20 protein-coding genes are annotated in these 22913 nt (G+C 74.0%); 9 read left to right on the top strand and 11 right to left on the bottom strand.

What is annotated here, in order from left to right; translation table 11 throughout:
• Nucleotides 1-4: 4 nt before the first annotated feature.
• From ABIC52_RS15085 to ABIC52_RS15075, 3 genes are all read left to right on the top strand, one after another.
• The gene (locus tag ABIC52_RS15085; RefSeq protein WP_209679065.1) at nt 5-1087 is read left to right on the top strand and encodes a DUF917 domain-containing protein; all 1083 of its coding nucleotides are present in this window, start codon (nt 5-7) and stop codon (nt 1085-1087) included.
• Nucleotides 1084-2610: a PucR family transcriptional regulator gene (locus tag ABIC52_RS15080; RefSeq protein WP_209679062.1), complete on the top strand. Its 1527-nt coding sequence runs from the start codon at nt 1084-1086 to the stop codon at nt 2608-2610. The genes ABIC52_RS15085 and ABIC52_RS15080 overlap by 4 nt, the downstream gene beginning before the upstream one ends.
• 105 nt (nt 2611-2715) lie before the next feature.
• Nucleotides 2716-3111 (top strand): hypothetical protein, encoded by a 396-nt coding sequence (locus ABIC52_RS15075; RefSeq protein ID WP_354027714.1) that lies wholly within the window; start codon nt 2716-2718, stop codon nt 3109-3111.
• 130 nt (nt 3112-3241) lie between these two features.
• Here the strand turns inward: ABIC52_RS15075 and ABIC52_RS15070 are convergent, their stop codons facing one another.
• The 7 genes from ABIC52_RS15070 to ABIC52_RS15040 form a co-directional block, all read right to left on the bottom strand.
• Nucleotides 3242-3865 carry a pyridoxine/pyridoxamine 5'-phosphate oxidase gene (locus ABIC52_RS15070; protein WP_354027713.1) on the bottom strand — a complete coding sequence of 208 codons (624 nt, stop codon included), beginning with the start codon at nt 3863-3865 and terminating at the stop codon, nt 3242-3244.
• Complete coding sequence (locus ABIC52_RS15065; protein ID WP_354027712.1) at nt 3862-4749, bottom strand: creatininase family protein; 888 nt, start codon at nt 4747-4749, stop codon at nt 3862-3864. Before ABIC52_RS15065 ends, ABIC52_RS15070 begins: the two co-directional genes overlap by 4 nt.
• Nucleotides 4746-6134, bottom strand: a complete 1389-nt coding sequence (locus ABIC52_RS15060) for an FAD-binding oxidoreductase (protein WP_354027711.1) — start codon at nt 6132-6134, stop codon at nt 4746-4748. Before ABIC52_RS15060 ends, ABIC52_RS15065 begins: the two co-directional genes overlap by 4 nt.
• A 123-nt stretch (nt 6135-6257) precedes the next feature.
• Nucleotides 6258-7445: an ABC transporter substrate-binding protein gene (locus tag ABIC52_RS15055; RefSeq protein ID WP_354027710.1), complete on the bottom strand. Its 1188-nt coding sequence runs from the start codon at nt 7443-7445 to the stop codon at nt 6258-6260.
• A gap of 117 nt (nt 7446-7562) precedes the next feature.
• A complete protein-coding gene (locus ABIC52_RS15050; protein ID WP_354027709.1) occupies nt 7563-8432 on the bottom strand; it encodes an ABC transporter permease in 870 nt (289 codons plus the stop codon).
• Entirely contained in the window at nt 8432-9199 is a 768-nt protein-coding gene (locus ABIC52_RS15045) for an ABC transporter ATP-binding protein (protein WP_354027708.1), read from the bottom strand. Before ABIC52_RS15045 ends, ABIC52_RS15050 begins: the two co-directional genes overlap by 1 nt.
• 50 nt (nt 9200-9249) lie before the next feature.
• Nucleotides 9250-10551 carry an amidohydrolase family protein gene (locus tag ABIC52_RS15040; protein WP_354027707.1) on the bottom strand — a complete coding sequence of 434 codons (1302 nt, stop codon included), beginning with the start codon at nt 10549-10551 and terminating at the stop codon, nt 9250-9252.
• A gap of 210 nt (nt 10552-10761) precedes the next feature.
• Between ABIC52_RS15040 and ABIC52_RS15035 the strand changes: the two genes are divergently transcribed.
• Nucleotides 10762-11397, top strand: coding sequence for a helix-turn-helix domain-containing protein (locus ABIC52_RS15035; protein WP_174234738.1), 636 nt, complete (start codon nt 10762-10764; stop codon nt 11395-11397).
• Nucleotides 11394-12347 carry a PDR/VanB family oxidoreductase gene (locus ABIC52_RS15030; protein WP_354027706.1) on the top strand — a complete coding sequence of 318 codons (954 nt, stop codon included), beginning with the start codon at nt 11394-11396 and terminating at the stop codon, nt 12345-12347. Before ABIC52_RS15035 ends, ABIC52_RS15030 begins: the two co-directional genes overlap by 4 nt.
• A gap of 98 nt (nt 12348-12445) precedes the next feature.
• Here the strand turns inward: ABIC52_RS15030 and ABIC52_RS15025 are convergent, their stop codons facing one another.
• On the bottom strand, nt 12446-13843 hold the full coding sequence (locus ABIC52_RS15025) for an amidohydrolase family protein (RefSeq protein ID WP_354027705.1): 1398 nt from the start codon (nt 13841-13843) through the stop codon (nt 12446-12448).
• A gap of 346 nt (nt 13844-14189) precedes the next feature.
• On the opposite strand from ABIC52_RS15025, the gene ABIC52_RS15020 reads away from it, so the two are divergent.
• Together ABIC52_RS15020 and ABIC52_RS15015 are read left to right on the top strand one after the other, a co-directional pair.
• Nucleotides 14190-14540, top strand: a complete 351-nt coding sequence (locus tag ABIC52_RS15020; RefSeq protein ID WP_354027704.1) for a hypothetical protein — start codon at nt 14190-14192, stop codon at nt 14538-14540.
• A gap of 101 nt (nt 14541-14641) precedes the next feature.
• Nucleotides 14642-15940, top strand: a complete 1299-nt coding sequence (locus tag ABIC52_RS15015; RefSeq protein WP_126891899.1) for an amidohydrolase family protein — start codon at nt 14642-14644, stop codon at nt 15938-15940.
• 241 nt (nt 15941-16181) lie between these two features.
• Here the strand turns inward: ABIC52_RS15015 and ABIC52_RS15010 are convergent, their stop codons facing one another.
• From ABIC52_RS15010 to ABIC52_RS15000, 3 genes are read right to left on the bottom strand one after another with little or no spacing between them, the layout of a single operon-like run.
• Nucleotides 16182-17174 carry an XdhC family protein gene (locus ABIC52_RS15010; protein WP_354027703.1) on the bottom strand — a complete coding sequence of 331 codons (993 nt, stop codon included), beginning with the start codon at nt 17172-17174 and terminating at the stop codon, nt 16182-16184.
• Complete coding sequence (locus ABIC52_RS15005) at nt 17174-19954, bottom strand: molybdopterin-dependent oxidoreductase (RefSeq protein ID WP_354027702.1); 2781 nt, start codon at nt 19952-19954, stop codon at nt 17174-17176. Before ABIC52_RS15005 ends, ABIC52_RS15010 begins: the two co-directional genes overlap by 1 nt.
• A complete protein-coding gene (locus tag ABIC52_RS15000) occupies nt 19951-20805 on the bottom strand; it encodes an FAD binding domain-containing protein (RefSeq protein WP_354027701.1) in 855 nt (284 codons plus the stop codon). Before ABIC52_RS15000 ends, ABIC52_RS15005 begins: the two co-directional genes overlap by 4 nt.
• 283 nt (nt 20806-21088) lie before the next feature.
• Between ABIC52_RS15000 and pucL the strand changes: the two genes are divergently transcribed.
• Entirely contained in the window at nt 21089-22048 is a 960-nt protein-coding gene (gene pucL, locus ABIC52_RS14995) for a factor-independent urate hydroxylase (protein ID WP_126892503.1), read from the top strand.
• 13 nt (nt 22049-22061) lie between these two features.
• Nucleotides 22062-22658: a nucleotidyltransferase family protein gene (locus ABIC52_RS14990; RefSeq protein WP_354027700.1), complete on the top strand. Its 597-nt coding sequence runs from the start codon at nt 22062-22064 to the stop codon at nt 22656-22658.
• The last annotated feature ends 255 nt before the right edge of the window (nt 22659-22913 follow it).

The following is a 22913-nucleotide window of genomic DNA, read 5'->3' as shown; positions in this document are numbered from 1 at the left end:
TGGTGTGCACCAGGGCGAGCAGCGTGACGGAGCCGTGACGGGCCTCCGAGCCGACGACGTCGACGACCTCGCGCGCGGCACTGCGCTGTTGGGGTGCGGCGGTGGCGGCCAGGTCGACCACATGGCGCACGCGCTCCGGCGGGCGCTCGGGACCGGCGGGGTGCCCGTCGTACCGATCGACGCCGGTCTCGGCGCGGTGGTGGCGGTCGGACTCGTCGGTTCCACCACCGTGCTCGAGGAGAAGACGCCGAGCGGGCGGGAACTGCCCGGTGCGCTCGCCGCCGTCGAGCGGTGGACGGGCCGGACCGCCGATGCGGTCGTCGCCGCGCAGATCGGTGGCGTCACCGGGCCGGCGGCGGCGCTCACGGCACACGCGGCGGGCCTGCCGCTCGTCGACGCGGACCTGGTCGGTCGGGCGACGCCGCGCCTCGACCAGCTGTCCCTGTTCGTCGACGCGCTGCCGGCGGTCACCGCGGCGGCGGTGACGTCGAGCGGCCTGCGCATCGTGGTCGACACGGCCGATCCCCGCGACCTGGAGACCGTGTGGCGCGAGGCGGTGTCGCACAGCGGCGGGTGGGCGGCCTTCGCGGTCGGCCCCGTCGACGCCGAGGTGCTGACGGGCCGCTGCATCACCGGGAGCGTCGACCGGGCACTGCGGACCGGTCGGGCCGCTGCGGACGCCGCGGGGGTCGAGGACCTCGTCCGCGGGCTCGACGGTGCCCGGCTCGTCGCCCGCGGCCGCGTGCTCGACGTGCAGCGCAGCGGGGACGCCGTCGCGTTCGTCCACGGTTCGATGGCGATCCGCGACGCCGCCACCGGAGCGGTGGCCCGGGTCGAAGCGGGCAGCGAGTGGGTGCACTGCCTGGTGGACGGCGAACCGGTCGCGAGCACGCCGAGCTGCATCGTGGTCGTCGACGCACGGTCCCTGCGCCCCGTCACCACCGAGCGGGCACGGGTCGGGGACGAGCTCGCGGTGCTCGTGCTGCCCGGAGCGCCGTGGTGGTGGGCGTCCCCGCACCGGACCGCACGCGTCTCGCCGCGGGCCTTCGGCATCGACGCCGACGCGGTCCCCGAGGTCGTCGCGTGATCCCCGTCGCCGAGTTCCTGCCCCTGCTGCCGGCTGGCACGACGTTGCTCGTCGGACCGGCGTCGGGCACGGTCGGCACGGTGCGCGGACTCGTCGGCCCGCCCGAGCACGTCGGCCGGCTCCTCGGGTCCGGGGACGGAGCGGTCGTCCTCCTCACCCCGGTCGAGCGCTTCGACGCCCGCTTCGACGTGCTGCTCCGACGCGCGGCGTCCGCGGGGGTCCCGGTGCTCGTCGTCGGCGTGAGCGACGGGACGCCGCTCCCGGGAGCCGGGACCGCGGCGCTCGCCGAGCGGCTCGGCGTCGCGGTGGTCGCGACCCCGGACCCGTGGGCCGCCTCGGTCCGGGTCCACGAGCTCATCGGGTCGGGCGACGCGCCCGCTGCTCGTGCCGCCGTCGCCGCGGCACGCATCGGGCTCGACGCCGGACCCGCGCTCGACGAGCTCTTCGTGCGGCTCGAGACCGAGCTCGGACACGCGGTCCGGTTCCTCGACGCGTCGGGTCGCCCGCTTCGTGGTGCCGGCGTCGCACCGGCGACCGCGGCGCTGCTCGCCCGCACGGTCGGGACGAGCGAACCGGTCTGGGCGAGCGACGACCGGGAGACCGTCGTGGCCGTGCCCGTGCCCACCGGCATCGGGCCGCGGGCCTGGCTGGCGGTCGGGACCACGACGCCGCTGCGCGCCGAGCGGGCGGTGCTCGCGACGGCGCTCCGGGTGGCGGCGGTCGCGGCCGGGCACCGGCTCGTGCTCACCCGGCTCGACGACGAGCGCGACGCCCGGTACCGGATGGCGATGCTCGACGACCTCCGCGCCGCTGACGGAGCGCCCGCGCCGCCCCTGGTGCAGCGGACCATCGCCGCGGGGTGGGAGCTGGACGCCTGGCACGTCGGTGTCCGGCTCGTCGCACGGGGACTGGTCGACGCCGTGGCGCTGCGGCGCGAGGTCGAGACGACCTTCGACGGGCACGGGCTCGACGTCGTGGTGGTGGAGCAGACCGACGGCTGGGCGCTCTGGTCCTCGACCGTCGACGAACCCGACCGTGCCGCGGTCGCCGCGGTCGCCGCCTCGGTGCGTGCGGCGCAGAACGCCCTGCGCTCCGCGGTCGACACGAACGTCGGTGTCGGCAGCGTGCACGCCGGTCCGGCGGGACTCGTGCGGACGCTCGGCGAGGCGGGTGACGCGGTCCGCCTGGCTGCTGCGCGACCGGAGTCCGGCTTCTTCGTGCACGTCGACCGGCTCGGGCTCGCGCAACTGCTGCTCGCGTGGACGCAGACGGACACGTTCCTGCCGGCGGCGGAGCAGCTCCTCGCGCCGCTGGAGCGCGGGGGCGGTGCGCTGCGCTCGACCCTGGCGGCGTACCTCGACGCGGAGTCCTCGGTGGCGGAGACGGCAGCGGTGCTCGGGGTGCACCGGAACACCGTGGCGGATCGGATCGACCGGGTGCAGCGGTTGCTCGGTGTGGACCTCGGCGACCCGGAGACCCGGCTCGCGCTGCACCTCGCGACGCGGGCGCTCGGCGGGGCGTAGCCCGCGGGGCGGCGCGCCCGCGGGGCGGCGCGCCCGCGGGCCGCGACGCGCGCTCAGGCGTCCCCGGGGCTGTACGGGCGGCGCGGCGTCCGGCACCATGAGGGCATGAGGACCCGCACCGTCGCGGCCACGGCCGTCGTGGTCGTCCTCGTCGCGCTCACCGGGTGCACCCGGCAGCAGACCGCGTTCGACGGGGTCGCGCGGGCGGCGTGCGAGACGAAGGTCGGACCGGCCATCGTCGCGTGGTGGCGGGACGAGTACGGGACGACCCCGTGGAAGGTCGTGGACACCCGTTCGACGAGTGTCGAGCGCGGTCAGGGCGGCCCGAGCGAGATGGCCACGGCCTCCGTCACCGGCGAGTCGTCGGTGCAGCGCGAGGAGCACGGGGTCACGACGAAGCCGGTCGAGTGGTCGTGTTCGGTGCAGACCTCGGCCGATGACCCCTCCGCGGTGTCGGCGACGATCCGTGAGATCACGCTGCGTCCACGCGGCCGGTCGTGACGTCGAACGCCCGCTCGACCCTCCGGAGATCGCACGTCGAACTCCGTTCCCGACATCGAACCAGGAGCGTGACCTGGTTCGACGTCGGGAACGTGGTTCGGTACCGGCACGGGAGCGCTCTGCTGGCAGGTCAGCCCGGCCAGGACTCCTGCGCCCACGAGCCGTCCGAGTGGCGCTCGTAGGCGAGCCGGTTGCTCGCGGCATCGGTCGCGCCTCGCCAGAACAGCATGCGCACCGGTGTGAGGGCGAACCCGGCCCACGTCGACGGCGGCTCCAGGTCCCCGCCCGGCCGCTCGCGCTCGAACGCCGCCCAGCGCTCCCGACGGCGCACGGGGGTTTCCGCGGCGGCCGCGTGGTCGTTCACCCATGCGAGCACCTGCAGGTACCGGGTCCGGGCGACGTAGGCGGTACGGGCCTCGGCGTCGGTGACGGGTGCCACGTCGCCGACGACCACGAGCTGCCGGGCGGCCTCGGGCCAGACGAGGGTGACGGCGGCACGGGGGAGTGCGGCGAGCTCGGCGGCCTTGCGACTCCGGCGGTCGGTGTGGAAGTGCAGTCGGTGCCCGTCGAAGCGTGACAGCAGCACGGTCCGAGCGGACGGGTAGCCGTCGAGGCCGACCGTGGACAGGGTCATCGTCGGACCGGGGCCGTCCTCCGCGGACGGCAGCCACGACGCCGCCAGGACGAGCGGGTCCGCCGGGGCAGCGGCAGCGTCGTCGGCCGCAGCCGCCGCCTGCCCCGGCAGCACGGTCACGGCACCGCCACCACGTCCGGCGCGAGCGGACCGGCAGTACCAGCACCAGAGGCACGCACGGCGCCCGCGCCGGCGGCACCGACCGACGGCTTCGCGACCGCCGGGTCGAACCGGGCGATCTCGTGCAGGGACGCCACGGCCTCGTCGAGCGACAGGTCCCACAGCGCCCGCCCGTAGGCCGCGGTCGCCCGGCTCGCATCCCCGACGACCCCCGGCGTGCCGAAGTCGTTCGACAGCCACCCGAAGGACACCGGACCGCCGTTGAACCGGATCCGCGAGAACTCCGCCAGGTGGTCCGGTACCCACCGCTCCGCGAGCGACATGTCCACCAGGTCGGGACGCAGGTGCAGGATCATCGACGTCTCCGCCGCTCCGCCGTGGATCCCGAGCCCGCGCTCGTCGGCGTCCTCGCCCGAGGGGCCGGGCATCCGCGCGAGCGTCGGCATCAGGAACGTCTTCAGCCCGTACCGCTTCCGGATCTCGCGCAGCGCGACCTGCAGCAGGGCGACGTTCCCGCCGTGCCCGTTCGCGAAGACCAGCGACCCGGCACCCGTCAGCGCGACGGCCCGACCGATCTGCACCGCGGTGTCGAACATCGTCGACTCGTCGAGCCACACGGTGCCCGGTGCCCAGCTGTGCTCGTCGGACTTCGTGAACGCCAGCGCGGGCAACTGCCAGACGTCGAGGCCCTCGGCAGCGGCACGCTCGACGGCCGCGCCACCGATGTGGTCGGCGAGCAGGAAGTCGGTGACGAGCGGCAGGTGCGGTCCGTGGTGCTCGACGGCCCCGGTCGGCTGCACGACGATCGTGTCCGGTCCGAAGCCGGCGGCGACCGCCGGTCCCGACAGCTCCGCCAGCCGACGCGAGCGCACCGCGTCGCTCACTTGCCGAACCCCGGCACGACGGGCTGCGCGGACGCGGTCGAGCCACCACTCACCACGAGCGACGGATCGATGACGTGCCCGGGGTTGAGCAGCCCGTCCGGGTCGGTACGCCGCTTGAGGGCCACGAGCTCCTCGACCCCGTGGTCGACGTAGTACTGGTGCGGACTGTGCACCCGGACGCCCAGGTCACGGAGCACCGGGTACCCGGCGTAGACGTCCTCGGCCCCGGTGTACGGCGCGGTGAGCATGCCGATCGGGCCGACGTGTGCCGCCTCGATGTGCAGCATCCCGCCCGGGTACACGGCCTCGACCTCGGCGATCCGGTCGATCAGCGCCTCGCCACCGACCTCGACGTGGAAGTACTCGGTGTCGGGGGTGTTCCGCTTGAGCCACCAGATCGGGTGGTTGTACGACAGCATCGACACCTTGGTGGTCTGCTGCAGGCCTTCACGGACGTCGGACACGGTGCCGCCGGCCTGCTCGACCAGGGCGCGGGCCTCGTCGAGCACGACGTCGTCGATGATCGCGCGCAGGCTCGCCCGGTCGTCCGGGATTGCCGTGTCCGAGGGCAGCGTGGCCGCGACCTCCGGCCGGTCGGCGCTGACGAGCCGCGGCACCGGGTCGAGCCCGCGCAGGGTCCGCACCGCGACGAGCGCGTCCTCGAACGTCGGGAACGAGGCGTACACCGCGCGCCACTCCTGCAGCGGCTCGAGCCGGACGGTCGCCCGGGCGATCACACCCGCCGTGCCGTAGGTGTGCACGAACGGCTGCGCCTCGTCACCCTCGACGTGCAGCAGCTCGTCCGAGCCGGGCAGTGCGACGTCGAGCGCGGTGACGAACCCCTGCCAGTTCGAGCCGTGCGCGATCGAGCCGGTGCCGCCGGAGCCACCGGACAGGAACCCGCCGATGGTGGACTGCGCGGTCGACGGGTACATCCAGAGCTGTTGCCCGGCGGCAGCCGCGGCCTGCTCGAGGGCCACCATCGAGGCGCCGGCCTCGGCGGTGATCCACCCGTCGCCGACCTCGACGACGGCCCGCGCCCGGGAGGTGTCGAGGACGAGTCCGCCGTGCAGCGGGATGCCCTGGCCGTAGTTGCCGGTGCCCTTGCCGCGGGTGGTGACCGGGACACCGTGTCGGACGGCCGCCGCCAGCGTGGCGGCGACGAGCTCCGCGGACGCCGGGTACGCGACGAGGTCGGCGAGTCCCAGCGGCAGCTGCGCGCTGAGGACGGGGCTCATGGTCGCCTCGTCGACGGAGGCGCGGGCTCGGGTGCGCTCGTCGGCGCTGACGCCGCGCTCACCGAGCAGGTCGACGAGGTCGGCGTGGAGCGCCGCGAGCGCCTCGGCGGAGACGACGGTGGTGGAGGCGGGGGTGACGGTGGTCATGCTCACTCCTGTGGGGTGGGTGGTGCGGGAGACGACGGACGGGAGGGACGACACACGACGTGTGCCGCGCCTCCCGTCCGGTGGGTGGTCGGCCGACACGACGGACGTGCGGCCGACCCGGTGTCAGTTGCCCAGGCCGATGGACTTGTCGAGGAACTCGTTCGTGTACAGGTCGGACGGTGCGAGGTCGCTCTTCACGTCACCGGTGCCGGCGAAGACGGGCTTCGCCTTGTCGATGAAGTCCTGCATGCGCTGCTCGTCCATCGAGCCGATGTAGCCGTCGGTGTCCTTCGCGAGACCGAGGTCCACCATCTGCTTCGCTGCGAACGCCCCGACCTTCGAGTCGTACGTCCAGCCGTTGTTGTACTGCTGCACGAGCTGGGTGATGAGGTCGTTCGTGGCCTCCGGTGCCTTCAGGTAGTCCACGTCGGCCTGCTGCATCACGGGCACGAGCTTCTTCAGGCACGGCGTGAGCTCCGACAGGTCGCCGGTGCGGACCGACATTGCCTCGGGGTAGGGGTTCCACCCGGTGCTCGAGATGGTCTTGTACGCGACCTTCTTGCCCCAGGCGGCGACCTGGTTCTGGTAGATGTACGGCTCGGCGGTCGCGAAGCCCTGCTGTGCGTCCTTGCCGCCGGCGGAGACGAACTTCGACGGGGTGCCGTCGTAGCTGCCGTCGAGGACCTGCTTCGGCAGGATGCCGGACTGCTCGAGGTACGTCATGTACGCGGCGCCGTTGAAGTAGCGGACGACGCCGCCGTTCTTCTCGAGCTCCTTGCCGAGGTCCTCGATGGAGTCCACGTCGGGGTAGGTCTTCGGGTCCCACATGATCGACATCGGGGACGAGTCGTTCTCGGCGAAGACGGCGGTGGTGGGCAGGTTGCCGGAGAACTGCACCTGCTCGTCGGTGGACATGTAGCCGAGGGTGATGTCCTTGTCCTGGTACATCTGCGAGGCGACCTTGGTGTAGCCGATCGCGGGGCCGCCGGCGCGGACCTCGAGCTGCACGCCGGTGCTCTTGCCGTTGGCGTACAGGTCACCGGTGACGGTCTTGCCCGAGGCGTCGATCGAGGGGTTCGGGCCGAGCATCTCGTACAGGTGGCCGTGTTCGCCCTCGGGGTTCCAGTCGGTCTGGACGACGACCGTCGCGGGGCAGACGCCCGAGAGGTCGATCGCGGGACCGGTCGCGGTCTTCGCGCTGGCGCTCGACGCCGCGGTGCCGGCGGACGAGCCGGCGGCGCATCCGGTCAGGGCGAGGGCGGTCACCGCGAGGGCTGCGGTGGCGACGCCGAGTCGGGTGGTGGTGCGCATGGAGGCTCCGTTCGTGGTGCGGGTCTCGTGGTGCTGTGGGTCGGGTGAGGGGAGGGAAGGGAGAACCGGGAGACCCGCATCGCGGCGGTCAGGGGGGGGAGACCGCCGCGATGCGGATCAGCTGAAGTCGTGCCAGCGACCGACCGCCAGGCGGCCGATCAGTCCGAACACGAGGAAGACGGCGACGCCGTACAGCGAGGCGATGATGATCGTCGCGTAGAGCTCCGGTCCCATCAGCCGCGAGGCGGTCACCTGGATGAGGACGCCGAGCCCGGGGTTGCCGCGCTGGAAGAACTGGTCGCCGACGATCGCACCGATGACGCTCAGGCCGGCCGAGGTCCGCAGGCCGACGAAGATCGACGGCAGCGCCGCGGGGAACTGCAGCTTCACGAGCTGGGCGAACCGGCTCGCCCGCTGCAGCCGGAAGAGCTCGCGCTGTGCCCGGTCGGCGGACTGCAGGCCGAAGAGCGTGTTCGACACCATCGGGAACAGGGCGATCATCACGGTGACGATGACCCGGCTGGCGAACTCGTAGCCGAACAGGGCGCCGATGAGCGGCACGAGCGCCAGGATCGGCACGCACTGCAGCACCACCGCGTACGGGTAGAGCGAGCGCTCGAGCCACTTCGCCTGCGCCATCGCCATCGCCCAGACGACACCGATGACGATCGCGAACCCGAGGCCGACGAGGGACACGACGGTGGTGCGACCGAGCGCTGACCACAGGTCGGTGCCGAAGGTCGAGGGCGAGCCGTCGGGCATCGTCGGGGCGACGATCGCCTTCGCGACGAGGTGCGGGTACGGCACCAGGAACGCGAGGCCACGGACGTGGTCGTAGTAGGCGGCCGCGGCGTACCAGATGCCGACGAGCACGACGAGGACGACGACGGGCTGCCACCACGACACGCTCCGACGGGAGCGGGGTGCGGTGCGGCGTGCTGCCGCTCGGACGGCACGGGTCTCGGCGACCTCCTGCAGGGTGACCATCAGCGGTGTCCTTCCCGGAGCGCGTGCGAGACCTCGCCGACCAGTTCGGCGAACTCGGGGGTGAAGCGGATGTCGGGGTCGCGCGGCATCGGGAACGGCACCTCGAACCGGCCGACGATGCTGCCCGGACGACCGGACATGACGACGACCTCGGTGGACAGGTACACGGCCTCGGACACCGAGTGGGTGATGAACAGTCCGGCGAACTGCTGCTCGACGAAGAGCCGCAGGAGCTCGTCGTTCAGACGCTCGCGGGTGATCTCGTCGAGGGCGCCGAACGGCTCGTCGAACAGGAACAGCTCGGGGTCGAGCGTCAGCGACCGGGCGAGCGAGACGCGCATCCGCATGCCGCCGGACAGCTGCTTCGGCAGGTTCGTCTCGAAGCCGCCGAGCCCGACCAGGTCGATCGCCCGCGCAGCCTTCGCCGCCCGTTCGGCCTTGGACACGTGCCCGAGCTCGGCGAGGAGCTCGACGTTGCCCTGCACGGTGCGCCACGGCAGCAGGGTCGCGTCCTGGAACACGTACCCGATGCGGTCGGCGGCGACGTCTGCCGACCCGTCGGACGCCGACTCGAGGCCGGAGGCGATGCGCAGGAGGGTCGACTTGCCGCAGCCGGAGGGCCCGACGACGGAGACGAACTGCCCGCGGTCGACGGTGAGGTCGACTCCCTGCAGGGCGATGGTGCCGTTCGGGAAGGTCATCTCGACGTTCCGGAAGTCGAGCAGCGTGTCCGTCGTGGTGACGGGCGGCGGGGCGGTGGTGGTCACGGGCACCTCGGGTTCTCGGGTCACGGGTTCGCGGTGGTGGGGCGAGTGGGTCAGGCGGGGACGGGTGCGGTCGCGCGGACGGGCACCGGGAGGGCGACGGTCGTGCGGACCTCGGTGCGTGCGACGAGCCGCCCGCGGGACAGGACGATGCGGTCGGCCGGAGCGTTCGCCACCGCGTCGGTGACGCTCGTCGCGGCGATCGCGAGCAGGTCGGCCCGCCGTCCGGGGACGGGGCCGGCGGTCGGGAGGCCCATCACGCTCCGGGCGGTGTCGCTCACCATCGCGTACGCCTGGTCGGGTGTGACGTGGCCGGCCGACACGAGCAGGCTCGCCGTCTCGAGGGCGTCGCTCCGCCCGACCGGGTTGAACGGGTCGCGGACGTTGTCCGCGCCCGCGGCGACCCGCACGCCGGCCTCGGTCAGGGCGCGGATCGCGGTGAGTCCCCGCGGGGTCGACACCGGGTGCTGCCACCCCTGCAGGTACAGGTTGGTGATCGGCAGCGCGATGACGCCGAGGTCGGCCGCGGCGACGTCGGCGACGACCTCGGCCAGGCGCTCCGGGCCGAGCGTGCCGAGCCGGACGCAGTGCCCGGCGGAGTACTGCCGGCCGGTGCGCTCGCCGTGCGTCATCCGCAGGACGGCACGGGCGTAGTGGTCGAGGGTGACCGGTCCGTCGAGGCTCTCGTCGGTGTGCAGGTCCACCCCGACCCCGTACCGCTCGGCGATCGCGAGGAGTCGGTCGACGTCGGCGAGCGGGTCCTCGGCGAGGTGCGGGGCTCCGCCGACCAGGTCGACGCCGCAGTCGAGGACGGCCTCGACGTGGTGGTCGGGGGCGAGCGGCCCGGCGAGGGCGACGAGCTCGATGTCCATGAGGCCGGCGAGCTCGTCGCGGACCTGCACGAGGGCGCGGGCGCCGCGGGTGGCCGACTCGACGGAGGCGGGTGCGTCCGCGGCGGTGCGGCGGCCGCTCAGCACGTCGACGTGGGTGCGGACGGACGTGGTGCCGGCGGCGAGCAGTGCCAGGGCGGCGGTCCGTGCCCGGTCGGCGACGTCCTCGACGGTCATCGTGGTGGCGTGCGCGGACCACGAGGCGATCGCAGCACCGAGGTCACCGAGCGGCGGGCGGATCGCGTCGGCGCTCAACGCCTTGTCGAGGTGCGCGTGCGGCTCGGCCGGGGCGGTGAGCAGCAGGCGTCCGTCGAGGTCGAGCACGGTACCGGCAGGGGCGGTGAGGGAGCCGGCGGGGGCGACCCGGCTCACGGTCTCGTCGTCGATCGCGACGTCGACCAGGCGCCCGTCCGGCAGCAGTGCGGACCGCAGGAGCCCGACCTGGCGGGGTGCTGTGGGGTCCATCCGGGGCCTCCCGATCGTGTGTGAGAATGTTGATCGCATCAACATCTCCGATGCTAGGGCGGCAGTGTTTCCCTCTCGTTTCGAGGCGGTTGCCGTGTGTGACACCCGTCCCGGTCGGACCGGGCGGCCGGAACGACGGTTCCGACCGGGGCCCGTCGGACGCGCCCTCGACCGCACCGGAGTGCCGCCACCAGGCCGAGAGGAGTGCGCGTGAGCACCGGTACCACCACCGAGACCGACCGCGTCGTCGACGACCAGACCCAGCGGATCGGGGAGCACATCCGCGCCCGCAGACGCGCTGCACGGCTCACCCTCGTGCAGGTCGCCGAGCTGACCGGGCTCTCGCACCCGTTCCTCAGCCAGGTCGAACGGGGACACTCCCGCGCGAGCATGGTGTCCCTCGAGAAGATCGCCGCCGCGCTCGGGACCACCCAGGTCGAGCTCCTCGCCGCCGGCGCCCCGGAACGACCGGACCACGACGTGCGGGACCCCGAGGTCATCCGCGCGGGCGAGGGAGCGCGCGGGCCGTTCTCGAGCGGCGAGGCCCGACTCCTCGTGCACGCCGGTCCGCACGCCTTCGAGCCGCTCGAGTGGACTGGTGAGAACACGGACCTCGGCGACTGGTTCGAGCACCGCGAGGACGAGTTCCTCACCGTGCTCGCGGGTGACGTCCTGCTCGACCTCCGCGGGCAGGAGCCCCTGCGGCTCGGCCCGGGCGACTCGGCGTACTACCGCGGCGGCACCGGGCACCGCTGGTGCAGCGCCGACGGCAGCCGGTTCCACATGATCGTGGTCAAGGAGACCCCACGCGCCGGCGCGGCCCCGAGCACCGGAGTCGTCGCGTGACCGCCGCACCGGAGCGTCGCCGTGTGCGGGTCGCCGCCCGCCGCGAGGTCGCGACCGACGTCGTCGCGCTCGACCTGGCACCGGCCGACGGTGCACCGCTGCCCGACTGGGAGCCCGGGGCGCACGTCGACCTCGAGGTGGTGTCGGGCACGGAGCGCCAGTACTCGCTCGTCACGACCACGCCCGAGGGGCACTGGCGCATCGCGGTGCTCCGGGAGCCGGAGGGCCGCGGGGGATCGGTCGCCGTGCACGAGGGACTCACCGTGGGGGCCGAGGTCGTGGTAGCCGGACCGCGGAACCACTTCGGCTTCGACCCGACCAGGCCCGCGGTGTTCGTCGCCGGCGGCATCGGGATCACGCCGCTCGTGGCGATGATCGACGCCGCTGAGCGCGCCGGCACGCCCTGGGAGCTCCACTACGCCGGCCGCAGCCGGAGCCGGATGGCCTTCGTCGACGAGCTCGTCGCGGCGCACCCCGAGCGGGTCGCCGTCGCCGCAGCGGACGAGCACCCGCGGTTGCACGTCGTCGGACTCCTCGCCGAACCGCGGGACGCCGTCGTGTACTGCTGCGGTCCGCGCGGACTATTGGACGCGGTCGAGGCGGCCGCCGCGCACTGGCCCGCGGGGAGCGTCCGGGTCGAGCGGTTCGAACCGGCCGCCGACGTCGACGCCCCCGGGGAACCGTTCGAGGTCGAGCTCGCCGTCACCGGCGTCACCGTGTCCGTGCCGGCCGACCGGACGCTGCTCGAGGTCGCCGAGGAAGCCGGCGCCTTCGTCCTGTCCTCCTGCCGCGAGGGCACGTGCGGCACCTGCGAGACACCCGTCCTCGAGGGAGCTGTGGAGCACCGGGACACCGTGCTCAGCCCCGAGGAACAGGCCGACGACCGGTCGATGATGGTGTGCGTCTCGCGCGCCCGGCGCGGCTGCCCGCGCCTGGTGCTGGAACTGTGACGGGCCGTCGACCGGTGCTGTGACGGACGGGAGGCGGTGCACACGACGTGCGCACCGCCTCCCGTCCGGTCCGTCCCCGACCCGGACCGTGGGCGCCGCTAGGGACGCTCGGTGTCGTCGAGCGCACCTCCGGTGAGCGCCGACAGGTGCTCCAGCCCCGCCTCGGCGACCAGCTGCCGGGCGAGCGGGCGGGCGCGGTCCACCGCCTCGCGGACGTCGACCTTCGTGACGTCGCCGTCGGCGACGCTGCGCTCGCCGTCGACCCATACGTCGCGGACCTCCCGGCTGCCCGCGACGAAGACGACCGCCTGGTACGGGTCGTGCACGTTCGCCAGCGTCGGGGAGTCGCCGTCGAAGACCACCAAGTCCGCGCGCTTGCCCGGCTCGAGCGACCCGATCTCCCGCTCCATCCGCAGAGCACGGGCGCCGCCGAGCGTGCCCATCTCGAACGCTTCGCGGGCGCTCATGGCGGTGGCCTGCAGGTCACGGACACGGGCGAGCAGGGCCGCGGTCTTCATCGCCTGCAGGAAGTCCTGCGAGTCGTTCGACGCCGGTCCGTCGACGCCGATGCCGACCGGGACACCGAGCGCCCGGAGCTCGGCGACCGGCGCGATGCCGCTCGCCAGGATGCCGTTCGCGACCGGGTTGTGGGCGACCCCGACGCCGTTCGCGGCGTAGCGCTCCCGGTCCTCGCGATCGACCCAGACGCTGTGCGCGGCGATCACCGGGACCTGGAACATGCCCGTCGCCTCGGCGTGGCCGATCGCCGTCCGCCCGGTGCGCTGCCGCGCGGCCGTGACCTCCTCACGCACCTCGTGGAAGTGCACGTGCACGCCGTGGCCGCCGGCGACCGCGTAGTCGACGTGCTCCTGCCAGGTGTCGTCGGTGTAGCGGCCGATCGACGAGACGCCGACCCGGAACGTGCTGTAGCGGCTGGCGTCGGCGGCCTCGCGGAGCGCCTCGAACTCCTCGAGGATCGGCGACGCGCCGAAGTCACGGTCGACGTCGCCGGACCCGAAGGACACGACACCGCGCAGTCCGAGGTCCTCGAGCGCCTGGACGACACCGGGTGTGGCCGGTTCGTCGGGCATCGGGTCCGCGCAGAACATGTCGTTCGCGGTCGTGACGCCGCTCCGCAGCAGCTGGATGCCCTGCAGCACCGTGCCGGCGTACGCCTTCTCGCGGGTCATCACGGGGTTGACGCGGCCGATCAGCGCGGTGAGCCACTCCCACAGCGTGTACTGCGAGCCGATGCCCGTGACGAGCCCCTCGCTGAAGTGGCCGTGCGTGTTCACGAAGCCCGGCGTGACGATGTCGTACGCACCCCCGCGGACCGGAGCGTCGGGGTGTGCGGCGGACAGCTCGGCGAAGGTGCCGACGGCGGCGATGCGCTCCCCGTCGAGCAGGACGGCGCCGTCGCGGATCGCCGCGGGCGTCGAGGAGTCGTCCGGTGCGGCGGTGAGCACCCAGCCGGCGCGGATCAGGGTCTGCGTCATGGGGCGAACCTAGGGTGCCCGTGTTTCGCGGGCGTCACCGCGGGGTTTCCCGGACGATGCTCGCGGCTTCGCCGGAACGTGTGATCCTCGACGCATGCGGAGATGGGCGAGGCGTCGCGGGCCCGGACCCGTCGAACCGCACCCGGGTCCGCTCCCCGTCGCCGATCGGGACGAGCAGGGCATCCCCTGCACCATCGGGTCGGGACCGGGAGCGGGGCGTGCGGTGAAAGTGTCAGGGGCTCAGCGACCCGGCTGGTTCGCAGAGGGTGAGTACCCCCTGCACGATGCGTTCTGCCAGGGATTCCTCGTCCCACTCCGTGAGTCCGCGGGGACGTGGAACACGGATGTGACGCCGGACGACACGACGGTCGAGACGATGATCGACCCGCTCGCGGTGTCCATCGACGTGCCGGGCACGACCGGCTCGCACACGACGCTCTGGGTGCTCTGCCGCCACGACGGGCACCGCGCATCGTCGCTCCGTGCCTGGTGGGGCACCACCGGCGTCGTCGACGACGGGCACGGCGGACCCGATGCGCCGGTTCAGCTGATCACCGACGTCCGGGGACGCAGTGCGCCGGACGCGGCTGCGCTTGCAGCGCTGTGGTTCGAGCAACAGCTGACGACGGACGTGTACCGAACCTCCCCGCATCGGGTCCTCCTCCGAACCGGTGGTTCCGCGGTACCGCGACGCTGACCGTGCTGGTCGCGGTGGGCACGACCGGAACGGGCGCGGTCCGTGAGACCGCGTGCGCCGTCGTCACGCACCGGAAACAGTCGGCTGCCAGAATCCGTCGCATGCTGACCGTCACCGGTGCCCGCCGTGTCCTCGTCGACCCCCGCACCGAACGGGTGGGCGACGTCGTCCTCGACGACGGCTGCGACCTCGCCACCACGCTCGACGCGTCCGGCTGCGTCGTGACGCCGGGCCTCGTCAACGCGCACCACCACCTGCTGCAGACCGCCTTCCGCACCCTCCCCGGCACCCGCGGCGTGCCGATGGCCGACTGGCTGCCGACGATGGCGGCGGCGTACGGCCGGGTGGGGCACGATCCCGAGCTCTACGGGCTGGCGGCGGCTGCCGGAGCGGCGGAGGGCCTCCTGTCCGGCGTCACGACCGTCGCCGACCACCACCTGAACTGGCCCGCGGACGCCACGACGGACGACACCGTGGCGCTCGCCGCGGCGACCGTCGACGCCGTGCGAGGAATCGGTGGACGGCTCGTGTTCGTGCGCGGGTCGGCGCGGGACGACCCGGAGCGTGCCGCGGCGTCGGCGGACGCGATCGCCACCGGACTGCTGCACGAACGGGCGGTGGGCGGGGTCGACCCGGACGGCGGACTCCAGCTCGCCGTGGGGCCGGCCGGCGTGCACTCCGACGGCGAGGCAACCTTCCGGGCACTCGGCGAGGTCGCCGCGCGGCACGGGCTCCGTCGTCGCACCCAGGCGAACGAGCAGGTCGACACCGCCATCGCGCTCGAGCGGTACGGCCGACGCCCGCTCGACCTGCTCGAGGAGTGGGGCTGGCTCGCGCCGGACGTCACCATCGCGCACCTCTGCGACGTGACGGACGACGAGATCGCCCGGCTCGGAGCGGCGGGGGTGACTGCGACGCACGCACCCGGGTGCGACGTGCCGATGGGATGGGGGATCGCCCCGGTGAGCAGGCTCGCGGCGGCCAGGATCCCGGTCGGTCTGGGCACGAGCGGTGGGGGCAGCAACGACGCCGGACACCTGCTGGCGGACGGGCGTCTGGCGATGCAGGTGTCCGCGCTCGTCGGGCCGCAGCTGCCCGCGCGTCAGGTGCTCGGGATGATGACGGAGGGGTCGGCCGCGGGTCTCGGCCGGCCGGAGCTCGGGCACCTCGGCGAGGGGACAGCAGGCGACCTGTGCGTGTGGGACGTCTCGGGTGTCGCCGACGCCGGCGTCGCGGACCCGGTCGCGGGACTCCTCTGGGCCTCCCCGGGGCGACGGCCGCGGCACGTGGTGGTCGGTGGGCGCGTGGTCGTCCGTGACTTCCGGCTCGTCACCGGCGACGAGCGCGAGGTCGCCGCCCGGCTCGGGGAGCGGCTCGCCCGGACGCCGTCCGTCGTCTGAGCGCGAGGACGCGCCGGCGGCGCCGGTGTCGTGCCGACACGCCGGTGTCGTGCCGAAGCGCCTCGGTTCCGCCGAGACGCCGGCACATCCGGCGGCGTCCCGCGAGCGTGGGGGCGTCTCGCGGGCCGGTCGCGTCGAACCCCTGATGCGACGTCGAACCAGGCGCCGCCCCTGGTTCCGTGTCGGGAGCGTGGTTCGACGCGCACACACACGACGCGCTCGATGCCCTCGATGCCTCGCGTCAGGGGACCCGCGCGGGGACGCGGTGGATCGGGCCGGATCCGTCGGTGAGCGCACCTCCAGAAGCACCGCGGCGCACGGCGACGACCTCGGCCACGATCGACAGCGCCACCTCGGCCGGGGTCCGCGCACCGATGTCGAGCCCGATCGGGGAGCGGAGCCGGTCGAGGTCCGGCGTGCCCATCGCGCGGAGGACCTCCGTGCGTCGCTCGTGGGTCGACCGGGAGCCCATCGCGCCGACGTACCCGGCACCGCGGCGGAGCGCCTGGTCGATCACCTCGGCGTCGAAGCGGTCGTCGTGCGCGAGCACCACCACCGCGGTCGTCCCGTCCACCTGCAGGCCCTCGAGCACCCTGGTCGGCCAGCCCACGATCCGCTGGTCGGCAGCGGGGAAGCGCTCGTCGGTGAGGAACACCGGGCGGGGGTCGACCACGGTCACCGCGTAGCCGAGCACGGCGGCGGCGTTCGTCACCGCGACGGCGGTCTCGACGGCACCGACGACGATGCAGCGGGGACGGTGGTCGCCGCGCTCGACGAAGACCCGGTCGCGACAGCCGTCCGGAGCGGTGACGACGGCGCCCAGCGTCCCCGGCTCCAGCGACAGGGCGAGCGACGTCGGCAGGCCGGCCGCAGCGTCACGGAGGGCACCGACGAGCGGGAGGTCGTCCGCCGTCACCCGGTGGACGAGCACCTCGACGCGACCTCCGCACCGGAGCGCCGGCGCCCACACGGCGTCGGGATCGTCCGGGTCGTCGTCGAAGCCGAACCGCTCGAGCACCGGCTCGCCGGTCTCGGCCACCCGCTCGGCGGTGAGGAACAGCGAGCCCTCGACGCAGCCGCCCGAGATCGTGCCGACGACCTGTCCGCCCGGCAGCACGGCCATCGAGGTCCCGACCCCGCTCGGTGCGCTGCCCGTCATCGAGACCGCCGTCGCGACGACGACCGGTGCGCCCGTGTCGAGGACGGCCAGGAGGCGCGGTGCCAGTTCGAACATCACGCACCTCCGGCGTCGGTCCCGGCCCCCTGCAACAGCGCCCAGACGCGGTCGCGGGTCATCGGCAGCCGGTACGGTCGGACGCCGATCGCGTCCCGGACGGCGTTCGCCACGGCGGGCGCGACGGGGTTGTACGGGGCCTCGCTCATCGACTTCGCGCCGAGCGGCCCGAGCGGGTCGTGCGTGACGGCGAAGCGGACCTCGGTGCGGGGCACGTCGGAGATCTTCGGCACCCGGTACGACCGGAAGGCGTCGGTGGTCACGCGGCCGGTGTCGTCGAGCACGACCTCCTCGTACAGCGTCGACCCGATCGCCTGCGCGGCGCCGCCCTCGACCTGCCCGCGCAGCTGCTCGGGGTTGAGGACCGTGCCGGCGTCGACGGCCTGCACGCTGTGGAGCACCCGGACCTCGCCGGTCGGCCGGTGCACCGCGACCCGGGCCCCGTGCACCGTGAACGCGAGCGACCGCGGGGTGCCGTCGTGGCTGCCGTGGGCGACGAGCGGCCCCTCGGCGAGCAGCTCGGCGTGGGGGACGACCTCGTCGCCGACGCGGACGACGTCCGGCAGGACCTCGACCGCCGGACCGAGCGGGCCGACGGCGTTCCGGGGCGTGCGGTGCGCCACGATCCGGAGCGCCCGGGCGGTCAGCTGGTCCCGGAGGTCCTCCGCCGCGGCGAACAGGGCCTTGCCCGCGACGACCACCCCGGCGGAGCCGAACGCCCCGGTGTCGTACCGCGCGGCGTCGGTGTCGGACTGGTGCACGTCGACCCGGTCCGGCGTCGTGCCGAGCGCGGTCGCGACGAGCTGGGTGTGCACGGTCGTCGTGCCGTTGCCGAACTCGGCCGTGCCGACGCCGATGCGGTACCGCCCGTCCGCCGTGGCCTCGACGGTCGCGTGTGCGTGGTGCCCGCGCGGCGGCATCGTGGCGATCGCGGCGAGGGCGATCCCGGTCCCGTGGGCCCAGTCGCCGGAGTCGTCGAGCACGGGGCCGTCCATCGCCGGGACCTCCGGCAGCGGGGCACGCAGGGCGTCCTCCACCAGGTCGAGGCACTGGTCGAGCCCGTAGCTGCCCTCCCACCGCAGGTCGTCCTGCTCGTCGGGGTCGGTCACGACGAGGGGGTCGCCCGGCACGACGACGTTCCGGCGCCGGAGCGCGAACGGGTCGAGGTCGAGGCGGTGCGCGAGCTCGTCCATCGCGGACTCGATCGCGAACACCACCTGACCGAGGCCGTACCCACGGAACGCCCCCGACGGCAGGTTGTTCGTGTAGACCGACTCGGCGTCGACCCGCTTCGACGGGCAGCGGTACACGGCGACCGACTCGCTGACCGAGTGGAACATGACGCCGACGCCGTGGTTCCCGTACGCGCCGGTGTCCATCACCTGGTCGACGTGCATCGCGGTCAGGCGACCCGAGGCGTCCGCCCCGAGTCGGACCCGCACGCGCATCGGGTGCCGCGTCGGCGCGATCGTGAACTCGTCGCGCCGGCTGAACTCGTACTGCACGCTCCGACCGGTGCGCAGCACGGCGAGGGTGACGAGGTCCTCGGTGAGCATCTCCTGCTTGCCGCCGAAGCCCCCGCCGACGCGTCCGGCGACCACCCGCACACGCGAGGGGTCGAGACCGAAGACGTGTGCGATCTCGTCGCGGACCAGGAACGGGACCTGCGTGGCGGTCCGCAGCACGAGCCTCCCGTCCCGGTCCAGCGAACCGCGGGTGGCGTGCGTCTCGAGCGCCGCGTGGGAGACGCGACCCGTGGTCCAGGTGCCCTCGACCGTCGCCGCGGCTGATGCCAACGCGGCCTCGACGTCGCCCGTCTCGCCGTGCAGGGCCGCGACCACGTTGCGGTCGGGCTCGGCGATGCGGTGCTCCGCGGTCGTCTTGTCGCCGTGCAGCAGGGGAGCGCCCGGGTCGCGCGCGGCGTCGACGTCGTGCACGCTCGGGAGCACCTCGTACTCGACCCGCAGCAGCGCGCACGCCTGCTCGGCGACCCGGACGCTGTCGGCGACGACGGCAGCGACGCGCTGGCCGCGGAACCGCAGGACACGGTCGAACACCCGGGTGTCGTCGGGGTCGTCGAGCCGGGAGTCGTGGCGACCGGTCGAGAACAGCACGCCGGGGTCGTCGTGGTGGGTGAGCACGAGGTGCACGCCGGGCAGCGCCTCGGCCGCGCTCGTGTCGATCGACACGATGCGGGCGTGCGGGTGCGGGCTGCCGAGGACCGCGAGGTGCAGGAGCCCCTCGGTCCGGCGGACGTCGAGCGTGTACTCCTCGCTGCCGGTGACGATGCGCATCGCCGCGGGGGCCGCGACCGAGGTCCCGACGGCCGCACCGGCGCTCGCGCACTCGGTGTTGCGCACACCGTCCAGGGCGTCCTCGATCGCCCGGTACCCCGTGCACCGGCAGAGGTTGCCCTTGAGCGAACGGTGCCGGTCGGCAAGCCGGTCGTCGTCGAGCGCGGACGCGGTGACGACGTACCCGGCCGTGCAGAAGCCGCACTGGAACCCGGGGGCCTCGGCGAAGGCCCGCTGCACGGGGTGCGGGTCGTCGGGAGTGCCGAGTCCCGCGGCCGTCGTCACCGTGCGCCCCGCCACCCGGTGTGCCGGCGTGATGCAGGAGTGCACCGGCGTGCCGTCGAGCAGGACCGAGCACGCGCCGCAGTCCCCGGCGTCGCAGCCCTTCTTGACGCTGGTGACCCCGTGCTCCCGGAGCAGCGTGCGCAGGACCTGGCCCGGCTGCGGGTCCGTCTCGAGGGGTGTGCCGTCGACCGTGACCTTCATCGTGCGCCCCCGTCCGGAGCAGCGGAGCCCGGCCCGCCGGCCTCGGCACCCGGCCCGCCGGTCTCGGCGACGAGTTCGCCGGCGAAGCGGCGGGACACCGAGCGGCGCCAGGCCGGGGAGCCGTGCGGGTCGTCGTACCAGTCGTCGTGAGCGGCGAGCACCGTGTCGACCTCGGCCGCCGTCGGCACCGCGTCCCACCCCAGCACGAGCGGCCGAGGGGTCCCACCGGTGACCACGAGCACGAAGCCGTCGGCGTCCCGTCGTGCGGTGACGAGCGTCCCGGTGCGCCCGTGCGGGCTGAGCGACACCCGGCGGAACCCGGTGGTGCTCGCGAGCGCCGACGCGGGCAGGTCGAACGCCCGGACCACCTCGCCGGCGGTGAGGGCCGTGGTGCGGACCCCGGTGACGAGGTCGGCGACGGGCAGGCGACGCTCCCCGCCGTCCGGCGTCCAGACGACCGCGGTCGCGTCGAGGGTCACCAGCAGCGCCGTGATCGCACCCGCGGGCAGCGCGGTCACCACGTTCCCGCCCACGGTCGCCGCGTTCCACACCTTGAACGACGCGAGCAGGGCGTTCGCGCACCGGTCGACGAGCGGCCAGGCACGCCATCCGGGCTCGGGGTCGAGCCGCAGCAGCGCGGCGATCGTGCACGTCGCGCCGAGGCGCAGTCCGTCCGGGGTGCGCTCGGCGTCCGGCCAGCCGAGGCCCGTCAGGTCGACGAGACCGGTCGTGCCGGGCTGCTCCTCGGAGTACAGCCAGGTGCCGCCCGCGAGGGGCTGCTCACCGGGGGCGAGCGCGAGGTCGTCGCGGTGCGACGGTGTCCGCAGGGTGCGGACGGTGACGAGGTCCATGCAGGGGTCCGATCGGGGTGGCGGGGCGGGTGACGACGGTGTCGCCCGGCCGTCGGCCGTGCGCGATCATCCCGCGGTTCCACGCCGAGGACGCCTCGGGAGCGGTGCTGCGCGCCACGGTGCCTCCTCAGTCGGATCGGTTCGTGGCCGCAACGCTAGGGAACTGGTGTTTCCGCGTCGTTACGGGGGAGCGACGCCCGCGTCACGACCGGACGCGGTGCGTGGACGCAGCTCGTGACGTGTTCGACCCACCACCGAAACACTCGGGTGTCATCGTCGCCGCATGGACACCACCGCAGCGCCCACCGTGCAGGACACCACCGCCCCCGTCACCACCTCCGTCCGCCTCGGTGCGAACCAGTACGGCAAGGCCGAGGTCCGGCTCGTGCGCGTCACCCGCGACACCGACCGCCACGAGATCGAGGACCTGACGGTCACGACCCAGCTGCGCGGGGCGGCGCTCGCCGAGTCGTACACCGAGGGCGACAACGCCAAGGTCGTCGCGACGGACACGCAGAAGAACACCGTCTACGCGTTCGCGAAGGAGCACGGGGTGGGCACGCCCGAGGAGTTCCTGCTCCGCCTCGGCCGGCACTTCGCGACCGCGTTCGACTGGTACGACGGGTCGACGCTGTCCGCCGAGCAGCACGCGTGGGAGCGCATCGCGGTCGACGGCCGGGAGCACGACCACTCCTTCGTCCGCTCCGGTCGGGGGACCCGGACCGCGGTGGTGCAGGTCGACGGTGACGACGTGCACGTGCTCGCGGGCGTGACCGACCTGACCGTCCTGAAGAGCACCGGCAGCGAGTTCCACGGCTTCCCCCGCGACGGCTACACGACGCTGGTGGAGACCGACGACCGGATCCTGGCGACGTCGGTCACCGCGCGCTGGCGCTACACGCCGGAGGCGGTCGCCGCCGGGATCGACTACGACGCGGTGTACACCGGGGTGCTCGACCGGATGCTCGCGACCTTCGCGGACCTGCACTCGCTCGCCCTGCAGCAGACCCTGTTCGCGATGGGCCGTGCGGCGATCGAGACGTTCCCCGAGATCGCCGAGGTCCGCTTCTCGATGCCGAACAAGCACCACTTCCTGGTCGACCTGTCCCCGTTCGGCCTCGAGAACCCGGGCGAGGTGTTCTTCGCGGCGGACCGCCCCTACGGCCTGATCTCCGGCACGGTCGTCCGCGACGGTGTCGCCGAGGCCCCGGCAGCGTGGGCGTCGGTGCCGGCGTTCGTCTGATCGAGGGCCCGACGTGCGGCTGCCGGTGACCGGGGTCCTGCTGGCCGCAGGTGCCGGGCGGCGGATGGGGATGCCGAAGGCGCTGGTGCGCGCGGCGGACGACACCCCGTGGGTCGAACTGGGCACCCGGGCACTGCTCGACGGTGGGTGCAGCGAGGTCGTGGTGGTCCTCGGCGCCGCCGCCGGGACCGCCCGGGACTCCGTGCCGGACCACGTGGGTGTGCGGACCGTCGTCGCCCCGGACTGGGCCACCGGGCCCGGTGCCTCGCTCGCCGCCGGGCTCCGGGCGCTCGACGGGGAGACCGTGGCGTGCGTCTCGCTCGTCGACCTGCCGACGCTGCCGGTCGCGGTCGTCCGGCGGGTCCTGGCGAGGGTCGACGGCCCGGACGTGCTGTGCCGCGCGGTCTTCGGTGGCCGTCCCGGCCACCCGGTGCTGGTCGGTCCCGCCCACCGCGCTGCGCTCGTCGAGGCGGTCACGTCCGACCCGACGGACCGCGTCGCCGGCGCCTGGCTCCGGCGTGACGGCGTCGTCGGTGTCGACTGCGCGGACCTCTGGGACGGCGTCGACCGCGACCGTCCCGATCGTTCCGACCCATCGCCCGTGGAGTAGGAAGCCGATCCGCGCATCGAAGGCCGTTCCGCCGTGTCTCCTTCGCGCGGATCGGCACGCCACGCGCGGATCGGCACGCCATGCCCGGATCGGCACGCCACGCGGTCGTAGGTCGTGACCACCGGACGGACGGGAGGCGGGGGGGCCGGGGGGCCCCCCCCCCCCCCCCCCGCGCGGGGGGGGGGGGGGCCCCCCGCGGGGGGGGGCCCGGGGGGGGGGGGGGGGGTAGGGGGTTGCCCACGGGCGGGCCCCCGG

The sequence above is a fragment of the Curtobacterium oceanosedimentum genome (assembly GCF_040545555.1).
Taxonomy (GTDB): domain Bacteria; phylum Actinomycetota; class Actinomycetes; order Actinomycetales; family Microbacteriaceae; genus Curtobacterium.
Note: the sequence above shows the minus strand (reverse complement) of the source record. Positions and strands in the feature narration are given on the sequence as shown.

Excerpts from the sequence above, each read along its gene's own strand:
- ABIC52_RS15010 (WP_354027703.1), bottom strand. The coding sequence starts at position 17,174 with ATGTTCGAACTGGCACCGCGCCTCCTGGCCGTCCTCGACACGGGCGCA.
- ABIC52_RS15005 (WP_354027702.1), bottom strand. The coding sequence starts at position 19,954 with ATGAAGGTCACGGTCGACGGCACACCCCTCGAGACGGACCCGCAGCCG.
- ABIC52_RS15015 (WP_126891899.1), top strand. The coding sequence starts at position 14,642 with ATGCTGACCGTCACCGGTGCCCGCCGTGTCCTCGTCGACCCCCGCACC.
- ABIC52_RS15025 (WP_354027705.1), bottom strand. The coding sequence starts at position 13,843 with ATGACGCAGACCCTGATCCGCGCCGGCTGGGTGCTCACCGCCGCACCG.
- ABIC52_RS15040 (WP_354027707.1), bottom strand. The coding sequence starts at position 10,551 with ATGGACCCCACAGCACCCCGCCAGGTCGGGCTCCTGCGGTCCGCACTG.
- ABIC52_RS15050 (WP_354027709.1), bottom strand. The coding sequence starts at position 8,432 with ATGGTCACCCTGCAGGAGGTCGCCGAGACCCGTGCCGTCCGAGCGGCA.
- pucL (WP_126892503.1), top strand. The coding sequence starts at position 21,089 with ATGGACACCACCGCAGCGCCCACCGTGCAGGACACCACCGCCCCCGTC.
- ABIC52_RS15055 (WP_354027710.1), bottom strand. The coding sequence starts at position 7,445 with ATGCGCACCACCACCCGACTCGGCGTCGCCACCGCAGCCCTCGCGGTG.
- ABIC52_RS15060 (WP_354027711.1), bottom strand. The coding sequence starts at position 6,134 with ATGACCACCGTCACCCCCGCCTCCACCACCGTCGTCTCCGCCGAGGCG.
- ABIC52_RS15075 (WP_354027714.1), top strand. The coding sequence starts at position 2,716 with ATGAGGACCCGCACCGTCGCGGCCACGGCCGTCGTGGTCGTCCTCGTC.
- ABIC52_RS15000 (WP_354027701.1), bottom strand. The coding sequence starts at position 20,805 with ATGGACCTCGTCACCGTCCGCACCCTGCGGACACCGTCGCACCGCGAC.